Here is a 16,201-nt window from a genome sequence, read left to right as displayed (position 1 = left end):
AACTAAACAGCCGGCCTGTCTGTGACGGTGTCGACGGATTTGGAACCTGTGGTCAGGTTCCGAACCGAGTAGGGCTTATGATAGCCTGAATCCGTGCTCAGACGTGGGAGCGGCGCCCCGCCGCGAACGAGGCTGGTCGCAGCGGCCTCGTCGCTCCAGGGCGGCGCTCCCACGGCGATTGCGTCGGCAGGCCGCGCCGACGTCTCGTGAAAATGAGGTAGTTGTACGGATCGCTTTCGCGACAAGGAATGGTTATATAGGCCATGTTTAAGTGGCTGTTCGTTTTGCCCGTGCCGGTCGTCGGATGAGTCTCGAATGAACGCGGCATCCCATTTCCCTCTACGTTTTTGATAGGCACGCCATGGATAGGGATAAAACCAACAATGCGAACAAGGATTCAGCAAGGGAAGACGCTACAGCAACCGATGCGCCAAACTCGCCGCTCGTCGCGGAGCCGACGGATCCGCCGAACACCGATACCGCGTCAGAGCCAGCGCCAGCGCCCGAACCGCCTTTCCCGATCGTCGGCATCGGCGCCTCGGCGGGCGGTCTGGCGGCCTTCGAGGCGTTTTTCTCCGCCATCCCCGCCGATCTCCAGACCGGCATGGCCTTCGTGCTGGTGCAGCATCTCGCGCCCGATCACAAGAGCATCCTGACCGAACTGGTCAAACGCTACACGAGCATGGAGGTCCAGGAAGTCGTGGACGGCGTGACGGTTCGTCCGGATTGCGCCTACATCATCCCGCCCAACCTGGACATGGCCCTGCTGAACGGCAAGCTGCACCTGCTGGAGCCCAAGGCGCCGCGCGGGTTGCGTCTGCCCATCGACTTTTTCTTCCGTTCGCTGGCCCAGGACCAGCACGAGCGGTCGATCTGCGTCATCCTCTCCGGCACCGGCAGCGACGGGACGCTGGGCGCGCGGGCGATCAAGGGCGAGGGCGGCATGGTCATGGTCCAGACGCCCAAGAGCGCGACCTATGACGGCATGCCGCGCAGCGCCCTGGCCACCGGACTGGTGGATTTCGAGCTGGCGCCGGCCGAGATGCCGGCGCAGCTCATGGACTTCGCGGCGCATGCCTTTGGCAGAAAAGCGCGCGCGCCGGTCTCGCCGCGCCCGCGGGCCGTGGATGCGTTGAACAAGATCTGCATCCTCCTGCGCGACCGCACCAGCCACGATTTTTCGCAGTACAAGCACAGCACCCTGGAACGGCGGATCGAGCGGCGCATGGCGCTGCACCGGATCGATCAACTGGACGACTATCTGCGCTATCTCCAGAAGGATCCGGCGGAGATCGACGCGCTGTTTCAGGACCTGCTGGTCGGCGTCAGTTGTTTTTTCCGCGATCCCGAGGCCTTCGCCGTGCTGGAGCGCGAGGTGATTCCGGGGCTGTTCGCCAACAAGCCGGCGGGCGCGCCGGTGCGGATCTGGGTGTGCGGCTGCTCCACCGGCGAGGAAGCCTATTCCATCGCCATCCTGCTCCAGGAGCATCTGGAAACCCTGAAAAAGACCTATCGGGTGCAGATGTTCGCCACCGATCTCGACGCCCGCTCGATCGAACGCGCGCGCATTGGCGCCTACCCCGCCAGCATCGCGGTCGATGTCTCCGCCGAGCGGCTGGCGCGCTTCTTCTCCCAGGATGCCGAGGATGGCGTCTATCGTATCCAGAAGGTCGTGCGCGATCTCCTGGTGTTCTCCGAGCAGAACCTGATCAAGGATCCGCCCTTTTCGCGGCTGGACCTGATCAGTTGCCGCAATCTCCTGATCTATCTGAACAGTGACCTGCAGAAACGGCTGATGTCGCTCTTCCACTATGCCCTGAATCCGGGCGGCGTGCTGTTTCTGGGCAGCTCGGAGACGACGGGCGAGGCGCTCGCGTCTTTCGCGCCGCTCAACCGGAAGTGGAAATTCTATGTCCGTCAGGAGTCGTCGCCGAGCGCTCCCTCGCTGGCGCCGAGCAACTTCACCTCGCCCCCGCCCAACGGCGCGCGACCGCGGGTGCCCGCGCCGTTGGGGCGGGGCCAGGCCGTCAGCGAGTCGCGCGCGCTGACCGAAGGGGCCTTGCTGAATCATTTCAATCCGGTCGGCATTCTGACCAACGGACGCGGCGAGATTCTCTATATTCATGGCCGCAGCGGGCAGTATCTGGAACCCGCCGCCGGGGATGCCGCCATGAACATCCTCGAGATGGCGCGCGAGGGGTTGCGCCGCGAGCTGACGCGGTCGCTGCAGCGGGCGGTGGCGCGCAAGGAGTCGGTCCATCTGCCGGCGCTGCGGGTCAAGACCAACGGCGACTTCACCGGCGTCAATCTGACCGTGCATCCGGTCCAGGCGCTCGATGGCGGCGTCCTGCCGGATCTTTACCTGGTGGTGCTGGAGGCCGTGCCCACGCCGGCGGTCGAGACGCGCGCCGCGGAAGACGCCGGCGGCGGGAAACAGGGCAGCGGCGCGCGGAGCATCGCGGAACTGGAGTCGGAGCTGCGGGCCAAGGAGGAATATCTCCAGAGCACCCTGGAAGAGATGCAGAGCGCCAACGAGGAGCTGAAATCGACCAACGAGGAGATGCAGTCGGTCAACGAGGAGCTGCAATCCACCAACGAAGAGCTGGAGACCTCCAAGGAAGAGCTGCAATCGGTCAACGAGGAACTGGCCACCGTCAACGCCGAGCTGCAGGACAAGGTCGCCGATCTGTCGCGCGTCAATAATGACATGAACAACCTGCTGGCCGGAACCGGAATCGCCACCCTGTTCGTCGACCACCAGTTGCGCATCACCCGCTTCACCCCGAGCGCCACCCGGCTGATCAAGCTGATTCAGAGCGACATCGGCCGGCCGGTCGGCGACATCGTCTCCAACCTGCTGAACTATCATGGTTTGGTCGAGGACGCGCGGGCGGTGCTCAAGCGCCTGACACCCTACGAACAAGAAGTCCAGACCCTGCAGGGCGACTGGTATCTGATGCGCATCGGACCCTATGTCACCCTCGACAACGTCATCGAGGGGGCGGTGATGACCTTCATGGACATCTCCGCGCGCAAGCGGATCGAGCAGGCGCTCGAAGAGGCGCGCGCCCTGGCCGCGGGCATCGTGGAGACGGTGCGCGAAGCGTTGCTCGTGCTGGATGCCGAGTTACGCGTGATCTCGGCCAACCCGGCCTTCTATCGGCGCTTTCGGATCGCCGAGGCGGAGACTCTGGGTCAACCCCTGAGCGCGCTGGACAACGGGCAATGGGACATCCCGGCATTGACGACCCTCCTCGGCGACATTCAGTCGCGGGGGAGCAGTTGCGAGGACTATCGGCTGACCCGCGAGTTTGCGCGAATCGGCGTGCGCGTCCTGCGACTCAACGCCCGCCGTCTCGCCGCCGCGGGCGGTCAGCCCGGCGCCATCCTGCTCGCGATCGAGGACATCACCGAACGGGAGTCGCCCGCCGGCACGGGCGATGCATAGGAATCCGCGGCGCCACAGCCGCCGGGGGACGCGATGAATCATAACAACGACCGACAAGAGGCCAGGGATCCGATGAGCGCCATCGACAACGCACCGCACACGCGAGAGCCATCGACCGCACACGGGCCAGTCCCGAAGCGGCGCAAGGGAGAACGGCGGAAAAGCATAAGCCTGGACGATCTGGCATCGCTCGGATCCGATGACGTCCAGCGTCTGCTCCAGGATCTGAATGTGCACCAGATCGAACTGGAAATGCAAAACGAGGAGTTGCGTCGCACCCAGGAGGCGCTGGAGCTGTCTCGGACGCGCTATTTCGACCTCTATGACCTGGCGCCGGTGGGGTATCTCACCATCACCGAACAGGGTCTGATCCGCGAGGCGAATCTCGCCGCGGCCACCCTGCTGGGCCGCTCCCGCGACGCCCTGACCATGCGGCCGCTGACCGGCTTCATCCTGCCCGCGGATCATGAGAACTTTTTGCGCTGCCGCCAGAATGTCTTCGCCACGGGCAACTGGCAAGCCTGCGATCTGCATCTGCGGAAACCGGGCGGCATGCCCTTCCCGGCCCATCTGGATTTCGCCCTGGCGAAGGAGCGCGACGGGGTGTCGACGCCCTGTCTCGTCACCCTGAGCGACTTGAGCGAACGCCAGCGCGCGGAGGCGGCGCGGCTTGCCGAGGCGGCCCAGCGCGAGGAAAACCGACGCAAGGACCACTTTCTCGCCATGCTCGGACACGAGCTTAGGAATCCGCTGGCCCCGATCCGTCATGTCGCCGAGATCCTGCGGCTTGCGCCAACTCAGGATGCGACGCGGCTCAACCAGATCGCGGACATTCTGAACCGCCAGGTCGGCCATCTCTCCCGTCTGGTGGACGACCTGCTCGATGTCTCCCATCTCTGCCGCGGCAAGATACGCCTCGCCCTGGAACCCTGCGACCTGCGCGAGATCGTGGAGCATGCCGCCGAGCAGATCCGTCCGCTCCTCGAAGAACGCCGGCAGCGGCTGGCCCTGACGCTCCCCGCCCTGCCCCTGCCCCTGAACGGCGAGCCGGTGCGCCTGACCCAGATCGTCGTCAATCTGCTGCGCAACGCCTGCCAGTTCAGCGCGGCGGAAGCGGTGGTGTCGCTCTCGCTGAAGACGGCGGACGGCCGCGCGGTGCTCCAAGTCTGCGACACGGGGGCCGGCATCGAGCCGTCCCTGCTGTCCCGGATTTTCGACCCCTTCATGCAGTCCGAGCAGACCGGCGAACGCAGCCGGGGCGGACTCGGACTGGGGCTTTCCCTGGTCAAGGGGCTGGTGGAGCTGCACGGCGGGAGCGTCGAGGCGACGAGCCCCGGACTCGGCCAGGGCAGCACCTTTACCCTGCGCCTGCCGCTGTCGCGTTTGCCGGTGGCGAGGCCGTCGTCGGATCGCGAAACGTGCGCCACGGCCATGCACCGGATCCTGATCGTCGAGGATCAGCCCGATGTGGCCCAGAGCTGTGCCCTGCTGCTGCGTCTTCTCGGCCAAGAGGTCGAAGTTGCGCCGGATGGCCCCACCGCGCTCGCGGCCATCGAACGCCTGCGACCCAATTTGATCCTGCTCGATCTCGGTTTGCCCGGCATGGACGGCTACGAGGTCGCGCGCCGACTGCGCGCGACCGAACCGGGACGCACCGCCTGGCTGGCGGCGGTCACCGGCTATGGGCAGCCCCAGGACGTCGAACGGACCAGGGCGACGGGATTTGACGAGCATCTGCTCAAACCCTTGGGGCAGAATGAGCTGGTTGCCCTGCTGGCACGCTGTCCTGCTCCTCCTTTTGGCGACTGAGCGAATCACACGCTGACGGAGCTGACCGATGCCTCAATCAGACGACCCGTCCCAGCGCCCCCCTACCCCGCGCCCCGCGCATGCGCAATCCCCACAAGACCTGCGCCAGCGCGCGGAGGTCAAGCTCAGCTCCCGCGAACGCCCCGCCGGAGCCGGTCCGGGCACCGCCGCGGGAGACAACCCGCTCATGCCCGAGACCTACGAGCGGCTGCTCCACGAGCTGCAAGTCCATCAGCTCGAACTGGAAATGCAGAACGATGAACTGCGGCACGCGCAGGAGGCGCTGGAAATCTCGCGCGCACGCTATTTCGATCTCTTCGACCTGGCCCCGGTGGGCTATCTGACGCTCAACGAAGCGGGACTGATCGAAGAGGCCAATCTGACCGCGGCCAGTCTGCTGGGCATTCCGCGCACCGACCTGATCGGTCGGCCGCTGACCCGCTGCATTCACCCCGACGATCGGGACGCCTATTACAGTTGCCGCAATCGGCTCTGGTCATCGGGCGAGCGACAGGCCGGCGAGCTGCGTCTGAGTCACGAGAACGGACAGCCGGTCTGGGTGCGCCTGGAAACCAGCCTCAGCCGGAACGCGACGAACGAACACGCCATCTGGCGAGTCATCCTGAGCGACATCACCGAGCGCAAGCGCACCGAACAGGAGTTGCTCGACACCCTGCGACTGCGTCTGATGAGCGAGATCGCCGAGCTGACCTTTTGGGAGTGGAACCCGAACACGGACGAAGTCATCTTTCCGCCGGCATGGCGGCGCCAAACCGGCTATCGCCCCGACGAGTTGCCGACGCGGCTTGACGAGTGGGCCGGACTGCTCCACCCGGAGGATTGCGAACCGGTTCTGCTCAACCTGACGGGCTTTGTCGAGATGCCCGAGAACGCGTGTGAGCTCCAATATCGGCTGCGGCGCAAGGATGGGGTCTACCGCTGGTTCGTGGCGCGTCCGAAAGCCATTCAGGACGCCGCCGGCACGGTCGAGCGCGTGCTGCTGGTGCAGCAGGATGTGACCGGGCGCAAGCAGGCCGAGGATCAGGCGATCCAGGTCGCGCAACACGATCCGCTGACCGGACTGCCCGGCCGCGCCCTGCTCGATCATGTGGCCAATCACATGCTGGCAAGCGCTCGCCGTGCGGGTCGCCAGTTGGCGGTGCTGTTTTTCGACCTGGACCGCTTCAAATCGGTCAACGATGCCTATGGTCATCAGGTCGGCGATCAGCTTCTGCAAGCGGTTGCGCAACGGCTGCGGGACGCCTTTCGCGCCGAGGATCTGGTGGCCCGGCTGGGCGGCGACGAGTTCGTCGCCGTGCTGGCGAATATCGGCGACGTGGAGGACGCGGCGCGCGTGGCGCGCAGCGCCCTCGCCGAGCTGCAACCGGCCTACTCGATCGATGGGCTGGAGTTGCACTGTCTTGCCAGTCTTGGCATCAGCCTCTTCCCGCAGGACGGCGACACGATCGACTGCCTGATCCAGCGCGCGGACCTGGCGATGTACCACGCCAAGGAGATCAGTCCCGGCCAGTATCAGTTCGTGACCGAGACGCTCAATCGACGTGCGCGCGCCGAGGGGTTGCTGGAAAACCGTCTGCGCGAGGGTTTGTCGAAGCGCGAGTTCCGGCTGGTCTACCAGCCGGTGCTCGACACCCGCAGCGGCGCCGTAATCGGTGTCGAAGCCCTGCTGCGCTGGCCGCGCACCGATCAGGCCGACCTCACGCCCCGGAGTTTCCTCCCGGTCGCCGAATCCAGCGGTCTGATCCATGAGCTTGGCCAGTGGGTATTCGAGGAAGCCTACCGCCAGCATGCCGCCTGGCGGAAAAGCGGGCTGCCGCCGATCGAGATCGCGGTCAACGTGTCGGCGCGGCAGTTTCAGGATCAGGGATTTCTGCACCAACTGACCGCCGCCTCCGCGGCGGCCGGGGTCGATCCGGACGCCCTGTCGGTGGAATTGAGCGAGGCGACGCTGATGCAGGACAAGGCGGAATCCCGGCGCGTGCTTGGCGAGCTGCAACACTTACGGATCCGGGTGGCGCTCGATGACTTCGGCCTGGGCTGTTCGTCGCTCAGCGATCTGGAGCAACTGCCGCTGGACCGGCTGGAGATCAATCGAGCGCTGATCCAGCGTCTTGGCGCCACGGGCCGCATGCCGGCCATTGTGGAGACCATCATCGGTCTCGGGCGTGCCTTGAAGCTCGACGTCACCGCGGTCGGCATCGAGACCGAGGCCGACCTGGAGTTCTTTCGCCAGCGGCATTGCGACCAGGCCCAGGGTTTTTTTCTGGGCATGCCGATGTCGGGCGAGCGGTTTGCCGGATGGTATCGCGAGCATTCGCGCGTGACGCATTGACAACGTTGTCGTGATCGTTGTCGTTGTCGTTGTCGTGATCGTTGTCGTTGTCGTTGTCGAAAATTCGCCATATCGAGACCGCGATCACGACAACGACAACGACAACGACAACGAGGAGGCCCTCATGCCGGACGGCAACAGGTCGGTTTCCAGGACCGGCTACAAGCCGGCGCTCCCAGGGGCGCTCCCAGGGTCCAGTTCCGACCGGGTGGCGCTGACCGCGCGTAACCAGTGCCGCGCGGCATCATAGTCGAACGCTTCGATCATGCGCCCGATCTCCCGCGCGGGCTCGCCCAGGGCGGTATTCAGGAGCGCGGCGGATTCGCGGAAGACGCCATTGGCCAGGGTGTTGTCCTCGGCCAGCAGGGCATCGAGATGGGCGAGCGCCTCACGCACCCGCGGCCAGTCCACCGCCATGTCCGGCGCATCGGCCGCGCTGACGGGAAGCGCCGCGGCCAGGTCGATGACCAGGGTGCGCAGTTCGGTGTCGAGCGCCCCTGCACGCTGCTCGATCTCGTGCGCGGCGTGGCGTTCGCGGATGGCCTGCTCCAGTTCGGCCGCCAGGGTCGCCAGACGCCGGGCGCCCAGGGTTCCCGCCACGCCTTTGAGCGAGTGGGCGTGGCGGCAGGCGGTGACGTGATCCTCGATGCGCAGGTGCTGGAGAATGGACCGCGCGTCGTCGCTATGGCGATTCACGAAGGACTCGAGCAGGCGCAGATAACTGCCGAGACGGCCCTGGACAGGCTGGAGTCCGAGTGCCAGGTCGAGTCCCTGGATCGCTTGAAGACGGCGGTGCAGCGCGAGCTGCTCGGGCGTTGCGGGTAACGCGGCAGGCGCGGCGTCCGGGACGGGACGGTCGGCGGATGCGGACAGCCATTTCAGCAGGGCGGCCTGGAGTGCGTCCGGATCGACGGGTTTGGCGAGATAATCGTTCATGCCCGCCTTGCGACAGTCTTCCCGATCTTCCTCGAAGGCGCCAGCGGTCATCGCCAGGATCGGCGTGGCCGCCCGCCCCGGCAGGCGCCGGATCGCCCGGGTCGCGTCCAGACCGTTCATGATCGGCATCTGGACATCCATCAGAATCAGGGCATACGCGTTGCGGCGTGCCAGTTCCACCGCCTCGGCCCCGTTGCCGGCCAAATCGACCTCAAATCCCAACGCCCGGAGCTGTCCCAGGGCGACTTCCTGATTGATCGGGTTATCTTCCGCCAGGAGCAGCCGGCGGCCCGCGGATTGGGCCATCAGACGTTGTTCGGGCGCGATCCGCGCCGACGGCGGGTCGGCGCTCCGCTCGCGGGTGAATTCGGCACACTTGCCGAGACGGGCGGTGAACCAGAAACGACTGCCCTCGCCCGGCAGACTGTCCACCCCGATCTCGCCCCGCATCAGGTGCGCCAGACTGCGGTTGATCGCCAGCCCCAGGCCGGTGCCGCCATAGCGGCGGGTGATGGAGCCATCGGCCTGCTCGAAAGCGCGGAACAGGCGCGCCTGATCGGCTGGGGCGATGCCGATGCCGGTGTCCTCGACCTCGAAACGGACCAGCAGGTCCAGGTCGGTGGCCTCCAGCACGCTGGCGCGCAGGACGATCTCGCCCCGGTCGGTAAACTTGACCGCGTTGACCATGAAATTGAGAAGAATCTGACCCAGCCGCTGCGGGTCTCCGATGAGACGACGCGCGAGCGCGGGGTCGATGTCCTGGCGGATCGACAGACCTTTCGCGGCCGCTTTCGCGCCCGTCAGAACCGACAGATGATCGAGCACCTGTTCAAGCTCGAAGTCGGTTTCGTTGAGTTGCACCCTCCCCGCCTCGATCTTGGAAATGTCCAGGATGTCATTGACGAGCCCCAGCAGATGCTGAGCGGCCTGGGAGATCTTTTCCAGTTGTTGCCGTTGCGCGGGCTCGCTCGCGTGGCGCCGAGCCAGGTGGGTCAGCCCGATGATGGCGTTCATGGGGGTGCGGATCTCGTGGCTCATGTTGGCCAGAAAGCGGCTCTTGGCATGGCTGGCCCGCTCCGCCGACTCCTTGGCCAGGGCCAGGGCCGCCTCGGCGCGGCGGCGGATCACGATGCGCCAGAGATCGTTGACGAACAACTGGACCTCGTGTTCGTCGGCGCCGTCATAGTCGGTCGCCTTGTTCCCGACCCCGATCAGCACCCGGACCTTGTCCCCTTCGATCACGGGCACACCTAAATGGCGGATCAGATGGGCATGCCCTTGCGGATACCCCTTGCGGTCGCTCATGCCCTGATAGTCGTTGTGCACCACCGGACGGCGTTCGCGCAGGGGATCGGCCCAGATGCCGGCCTCGGAGACCGGATAGTGGGTCTCGTGCAGCGCCGTGCAGTGATCCAGGGTCGCGGCGGACCAGACATAGAATTGGATGGTCTCCTGGTCCTCGTTGACCAGATGCAGATAGCCGATCTGGCTGTCGGTGATGCGCACCGCCGCCTCGATGCCCCATTGCAGGATCTCGCGCTCGTCCAGGGTGTGGGCGCGCTGGCTCATCTCGAAGAGCGCCTGGAGCCGGGCGTCGCTGATCAACAGGCGCCGATGGGCGAACTCCAGTTCCGCCGTGCGTTCGACCACCAGTTGTTCCAGGTGCTGGCGATGGCGTTCCAGGTCGACGGCGATCCGCCGCGGCTCGGTGATGTCGGTCCAGATCGCCGAGAGATACATCCGCCCGCGGATGATCATGAGCCGATTGGAGATTCTGAACCAACGCACCGAGCCGTCCTTGTGGCGGTGCGGGATCTCGAACGTGCCGCCGCCGCGCGCGAGGAGCGCGTTCATCCGTTCGCCAACCTGCTCGGGGGTCAATTCGGCCTGGATGTCGTCGAGCGCGAGGCGGGCGAACTCGTCCCTGGTGTAGCCCAGCGCCTGATGCGCCGCGGCGTTGAATTCGGCAAACCGCCGGGTTTCGGCGTCGATCAGAACGATGCCGTCCGATGCCTGATCGACGATGGCGTGGTAGATCTCATCGCGTTCGCTGAGCGCCTCGGCGGTCTCGCGTGCCGCCGTGATGTCGCGGGCGATGCCGAGCACTCCGATCAACGTTCCCTCGGGGCCGCGCATCGGGGTTTTGAGGGTCTCGAAGAGCCCCGTGTAGCCGTCGGCGGCGAAGGTCAGCATTTCTTCGTTGCGGCTCGGCGCGCCGGCGGCGATGGCGGCTAGGTCGTGGGCACGGAAGAACTCGGCCAGTGGCGCGGGGACGAAATCGGCGTCCGTCCGGCCCAGGATGTCCGCCTCGGGGGCGCCGTAGAGACGCTCGAACATCGGATTGCAGGCCAGATAGACGCCGTTCGGATCCTTCAGCCAGACCAGATCCGGGATGGCGTTGATCAGGGTGCGCAGGCGCGCGCGCTCGTATTCCAGTGTGTCTTGCTGGAGCTGGTGCTCAGTGAGGTCCCGCGACACCCCGATGATCGCCGGCCGGCCATTCCAGCGGCCCTTGACCACTCGGGTATCGACCTGAATCAGGCGACCGTCGGCGCGCAGCAGCGGCAGGGGACAGTGGGCGCGCCGGCCGTCCAACATCTCGGCGACGAACCGCGCGGCCTCTTCCCGGCTCTCGGGCGGGTGCACGACCCAGACCGGCTGGCCGTAGAGCGAAGCGCCGTAGCCCAGACCCTCCGCGACCGCCCGGTTGTAGTGCAGGATCTTGCCGTCGTGGTCGAGCACGAAGAGAGAGTCGGTGATGGTCTCGAACAGATCCTTCAGGTTGAGCTGCTGATTTAGCGCCTCCTCTTGGGCCAGGATCCGTTCCACGGCCAGGGCGAACTGGCGCTCCAGGATTTCCAGCGCGTTCAGCGTGGCCGGCTCGACGGGAGTCTGCCGGCTGACGAGCACGAGACAGGCGGCGGGCTCGCCGTCCGCCCGGACCGGCAGGATCAGGAGCGAGAGGATGCCTTCGCGTTGGACGGGCGACTGCTCGATCAGCGCGGGATCGGTGCAGTAATCGCGGGTCTGCCGGCAACTGCATCGCAGCTTGCCCTGCAGGATGCCGGGCGTCCGCCAGGTCGTCTCGGCCTGTTCGTCGACCCAGTCGAGAAAGGCCACGGACAGTCCCTGATGCGTCACGCGCCGATAGGTTCCATCCGGCTCGCGCCAGTAGATCGCGCCGCCATCCAGTTCGGGCAGACGTAGCGTGGTCTCCAGGATCGATTCCAGCAGACGCTCCCAGTCCGGTTTTCCGGCCAGGAATCCGGAGAACTCATGACGGATTCGCTCCAGGATTTCGGCGTGTTTGCGTGCGCCGATCTCATGCAGCGTCCCCGCCGTGCGCAGTGCACGCCCCTCGGCGTCGCGCTGGATCACCCGCCCCCGCGCATGGAACCAGATCCAGCGGCCATCCGCCGCGCGCAGCCGGTATTCGGCCTCGTACAGCGGGTGCTCCTCGGCGAGCGCCGCCGCGACCAGCGACTCCAACCTGGAGCGATCCTCGGGATGGATCATCGCCAGCCAGCGATCCATCCGTTCCAACCCCGCGTCTGGCTCATAGCCCAGCAGGCCCAATAGGGATGGCGTCCAGGATTGGCATTCGGTCAGATGATCGTATTCCCAGACCAGGATGTCGGCGGCATCGAGCACCGGGGCCAGTTGCGAAGGGTGGTTCATGAGCAGGGACGAAGAGGGATTCGGATAAGCGGTGATGTTGGCATGCTATGTCAGACCCACAAGCCCGGCAAGCGCGTGTCGGGATCGAGGGTTGGCCCCGAGCTTCTCCGGCGAAGGAGGCGGACGCGGTTCAGTCCGATGAGCCCTCCACGTCTTCATACCGATAACCGACCCCGTAAACCGAATGAATCAGCTCGCGCTCGGGCAGCAGCCCGGCGAGTTTGCGCCTGAGCTTCTTGACATGGCTGTCGATGGTGCGGTCGGAGACGATCCGCTGGTCCCGATAGATACGATCCATCAGCCGGTCACGCGAGAAGATCCGCCCAGGCGCCGCGTGCAGCGTCTCCAGCAGGGCGAATTCCACCGCCGTCAGTTCGATCTCCCGCGTCCCGGCACGCACCCGCAGACGATCTGTCAGCAGCTCCAGGGCTCCGGCGGCGGGCGTCCGTTCCGGCACCTGGGTGCGTCTGAGCACCGCCTTGACCCGCGCCACCAGCTCGCGCGGGCTATAGGGTTTGCAGACATAATCGTCCGCGCCCAGTTCGAGTCCGAGCAGACGATCGATTTCCTCGACGCGCGCGGTGGTCATGATGATCGGCGTCTGGCTGACGCTTCGCACCTCCCGGCAGATGGTCAGTCCATCCTTGCCCGGCAGCATCAGATCCAGCAGGATCAGATCCGGGCGCTGGTCGCGGATCCAGTCGACGGCGGACGACCCCTCGGACAGCCACTGCGCCCGATAGCCGGCGGCCTTCAGATAATCCGCGACCAGCGCGGCGAGACGTTCCTCGTCCTCGACGATGAGAATGAGTGGCGAGGTGTGGTTGTTCATAGCCTGCGATGTCCATAAAGTATTCAGGGCCGGACGGGGCATGCGTCTTGTCAGGACTCTTGCTTTCGTCGTTGTCGTTGTCGTTGTCGTTATTCGATTCGACAACGACAACGACAACGACAACGACAACGACAACGATCATCGCGGATGCCCCGTTCCAAACCGCCGTGCGTCCGACAGGTTATCGGACACACGACGCCATGGCGATTGGCAGTCGACAACATGTCGACTGCCCCAGGGCCGGCTGCAAGCCGGCGCTCCCAGGGGCGTTCATCGTGGGAACGCAATGCGGATCCAGAGCCCGCCGCTCGGCGCGGCGCTGGCGCCAATCGTGCCGCCGTGCGCCTCGACGACATTGCGGGCGATGGCGAGCCCAAGCCCGGCGCCGCCGGTGTGGCGGCTGCGCGAGGCGTCGACCCGATAGAGCCGCTCGAACAGATGGGGCAGCGCGTCCGGCGGAACTCCAGGCGCGGTGTCCTGAAAATCGATCAGGATCCGCTGGGCGTCGCAGGCAAGGTCGATGCGCAAACCGCCGCCGGCATCCGTGTATTGCAGGCTGTTGCGCAGCAGATTGCGGAAGAGCTGCGACAGACGCTGCGCATCGGCGCGGAGCCTGACGGGCGCCGCGACTCCCTCATGGACATCGAGCCGGAGTCCGGCGTCCCGAAAAGGCCCGCGAAAGGCGTCGATGTCGGCGGCTAGCACCTCGGCGACATCGGTCTCTTCCAGACGATAGCCGAAGGCGCCCAGATCCGTGGTCGAAAGTTCGTAGAGATCGTCGACCAGTCGGCCCAGACGCAGGACATCGCCGTGGAGCGTGTCCAGCGCCGGGCGGCCGAGGGGCCGCACGCCGTCCTGCAGTGCCTCCAGTTCGGCGCGCAGGAGCGCGATCGGGGTGCGCAACTCGTGGGAAATATCCGCGACCCAGCGTCGGCGCGATTGTTCATGGTCTTCCAGGGCCGCGGCCAGTGCGTTGATGTCGCGACCAAGGTGAGCGATTTCGTCGCTGCCATCGGCCGGAACCCTGGCGCTGAAATCGCCGGACGCCAGCCGGCGGGCGGCGCGCTGGAAGTCGCGGACCGGTCGCGCCAGCCGTCTTGAGAGCGGATAGGCCAGCACCGCCGACAGCAGCAGCATGGCCAGCGCGATGATCCAGAGCCGGTGACCCTGGGTGGCGCGAAAGCGTAATTCGGCCGTCTCGGGGACCGGGGAGCCGGGGAGCAGGGCCAACTCGCCGATGCGCTCGCCGTCGAGCAGCAGCGGGTAGCGTCGGGTGTCGGCGAGCAGCGGCTCGCGCCCGTAGAGGATCGCGCCCTCGGCGTCCAGCAGCATGAGCCGCAGTTCCAGCGGCGTGGGTCGGCCGCGGCGTTGAAAACGATCCAGTGTCTCGCCTGGCGGCCAGACGCCGGGCGCGTCCTCCAGATGACGCAACCAGGGGCGGCGGCGTTCGCCGCGGTCCTGCTCCGTTGTCCGGTCGAGCGGGGCATCGCGCCGGCCGATCAGGGCGGCGATCCAGAGACGCTGGCTCTCCTGAAGCGGCGCCCAAGAGCGGTTGCGGCGATAGAACTCGATCAGCCGCTCGCTAACGTGTTCGATCCGTTCCTGTTCGCGCGCGTCCGCCAACTCCACCAACCCGCGTTGAAACGACCATTGCACAAACATCTGGGTGCCGATCAGGACCACGACGCAGGCGAGCAGAAGCGTCAGGAACAGCCGGGCGTGGATCGAGAGTTTCATCGCCGGATGATGGCGCGCGAGGATGCAAGAAAAAAGGACGCCGCGCCCCTCGGGCGCTCGCCACCTGATGGGTCAGCGCCCAGACCAGCGCCATCGGCGCATGCGGTCATTCCATAGTGGGACAGCGATGAATTTCGACCGTCACATGGGCCAGCCCCAAGTCGGTCGGCAGTCGCCGCTTGATATCGTTCGGCGAGAGATCGTCATGGGTCACGACCGCGATCACGGCGGCATGGAGATCCGGCCCGATCGACCAGAGATGCAGATCCGCCACGCGATCCTCGCCGATGTCCTCGATCCTGGAGAGGATCGCGTGCCGGATCGTTTCGGGGCCTTGCCGATCGACCAGAACCGCGCTGGTGGTGAGCAGCAAACCCCAGGACCAGCGGGCGACCAGCAGCGCGCCAACCACGCCCATCAAGGGATCCATCCAGATCAAGCCGAGGAACTTGCCCGCCAGCAGCGCGAAAATCGCCAGCAGCGAGGTAAGCGCATCGGCCAGCACATGCAGATAGGCAGCGCGCAGATTATGGTCGCCATGATGAGCGTGTGAGCAAGCGTGCCGATGGTCATGCGTGACGTGGTCGTTGTCGTGATCGTTGTCGTTGTCGTTGTCGTTGTCGTTGTCGTTGTCGTTGTCGCTGTCGTGTTCGTGTTCGTGTTCGTGTTCGTGATCGACGTCATGTCGATGCCCCTCATGATCCGCGCCCAGAATCAGCACTGAAGCCCCATTGACGAGCAAGCCGAGAACCGCGACGGCGATGGCCTGATCGAAGGCGATCGCGACCGGATCGATCATCCGCGCAAGACTCTCCCAGGCCATGATCAGCGCAAAGACGGCCAGCAGCACCGCCCCCGTGAAACCGCCCAGCGCATTGATCTTGCCGGTGCCGAAGCTGAAGCGTGCATCCCGCGCATGCCGGCGTGCATAGACATAGGCGAAGGCGCTGATGCCCAAGGCGGCCGTATGGGAGGCCATGTGCAGTCCATCGGCAAGCAGGGCCATGGAACCGAACAGGATCCCGGTGGCGATCTCGACGACCATCATCACGGCGGTGATGGCGATGACGAGCAGGGTTCGGCGTTCTCCCGCCCGCTGTTCGTCCTGGCCGAAGGTATGGCTGTGTTGCCAGTGATGAAGCGTTTCGGTGTGCATGCTGGAGGTCTCGCGTGTCGAAAATGCTCGTGGAACATGTACTGGGTGTATTGGCGAAAGTAAAGGGGATGCCGAAGGATTCCTCGCCGGCACAGTGATACTCTCCGCGCAGATCTCGCCGCTGGACACGCGCCATGACCCCGGAACAGTTGTCGCCAAATGGACAGAATGGATGACGGGTGCCCTGGTCGCCCAGATCGCAGTGATCGCAGTGATCGCGGCGCTGCTCAAGTTGCTGTAACGCCGAGAAAT

At 65.6% G+C, this 16,201-nt stretch carries 8 protein-coding genes; 4 read left to right on the top strand and 4 right to left on the bottom strand.

The window, feature by feature from the left end; all coding sequences use genetic code 11:
• Window positions 1–361: 361 nt before the first annotated feature.
• The 3 genes from CCR95_RS12010 to CCR95_RS12000 are packed head-to-tail and all read left to right on the top strand — an operon-like array spanning window position 362 to window position 7,610.
• Window positions 362–3,448 (top strand): chemotaxis protein CheB, encoded by a 3,087-nt coding sequence (locus CCR95_RS12010; protein ID WP_201094599.1) that lies wholly within the window; start codon window positions 362–364, stop codon window positions 3,446–3,448.
• A 33-nt stretch (window positions 3,449–3,481) separates the two neighbouring features.
• On the top strand, window positions 3,482–5,257 hold the full coding sequence (locus tag CCR95_RS12005) for a hybrid sensor histidine kinase/response regulator (RefSeq protein WP_242523205.1): 1,776 nt from the start codon (window positions 3,482–3,484) through the stop codon (window positions 5,255–5,257).
• A 28-nt stretch (window positions 5,258–5,285) separates the two neighbouring features.
• A complete protein-coding gene (locus CCR95_RS12000; RefSeq protein ID WP_201094597.1) occupies window positions 5,286–7,610 on the top strand; it encodes a putative bifunctional diguanylate cyclase/phosphodiesterase in 2,325 nt (774 codons plus the stop codon).
• A gap of 159 nt (window positions 7,611–7,769) precedes the next feature.
• Here the strand turns inward: CCR95_RS12000 and CCR95_RS11995 are convergent, their stop codons facing one another.
• The 4 genes from CCR95_RS11995 to dmeF form a co-directional block, all read right to left on the bottom strand.
• Entirely contained in the window at window positions 7,770–12,224 is a 4,455-nt protein-coding gene (locus CCR95_RS11995; protein ID WP_201094596.1) for a PAS domain S-box protein, read from the bottom strand.
• Between the two features lie 130 nt (window positions 12,225–12,354).
• Window positions 12,355–13,056 carry a response regulator gene (locus CCR95_RS11990; protein ID WP_201094595.1) on the bottom strand — a complete coding sequence of 234 codons (702 nt, stop codon included), beginning with the start codon at window positions 13,054–13,056 and terminating at the stop codon, window positions 12,355–12,357.
• 270 nt (window positions 13,057–13,326) lie between these two features.
• The gene (locus tag CCR95_RS11985) at window positions 13,327–14,793 is read right to left on the bottom strand and encodes an ATP-binding protein (RefSeq protein WP_201094591.1); all 1,467 of its coding nucleotides are present in this window, start codon (window positions 14,791–14,793) and stop codon (window positions 13,327–13,329) included.
• 106 nt (window positions 14,794–14,899) lie between these two features.
• On the bottom strand, window positions 14,900–15,949 hold the full coding sequence (dmeF, locus tag CCR95_RS11980; RefSeq protein ID WP_201094588.1) for a CDF family Co(II)/Ni(II) efflux transporter DmeF: 1,050 nt from the start codon (window positions 15,947–15,949) through the stop codon (window positions 14,900–14,902).
• Here dmeF and CCR95_RS11975 point away from each other — a divergent pair.
• Window positions 15,948–16,190 carry a hypothetical protein gene (locus tag CCR95_RS11975; RefSeq protein ID WP_201094582.1) on the top strand — a complete coding sequence of 81 codons (243 nt, stop codon included), beginning with the start codon at window positions 15,948–15,950 and terminating at the stop codon, window positions 16,188–16,190. The two genes, dmeF and CCR95_RS11975, sit on opposite strands and share 2 nt — an antisense overlap.
• Window positions 16,191–16,201 lie beyond the last annotated feature (11 nt).

Origin of the sequence: Thiocystis minor, from assembly GCF_016653465.1 — a bacterium.
GTDB lineage: Bacteria > Pseudomonadota > Gammaproteobacteria > Chromatiales > Chromatiaceae > Chromatium > Chromatium minus.
The sequence above is the reverse complement of the archived record's forward strand: the minus strand, read 5'-3'. Positions and strand labels throughout refer to the sequence as shown.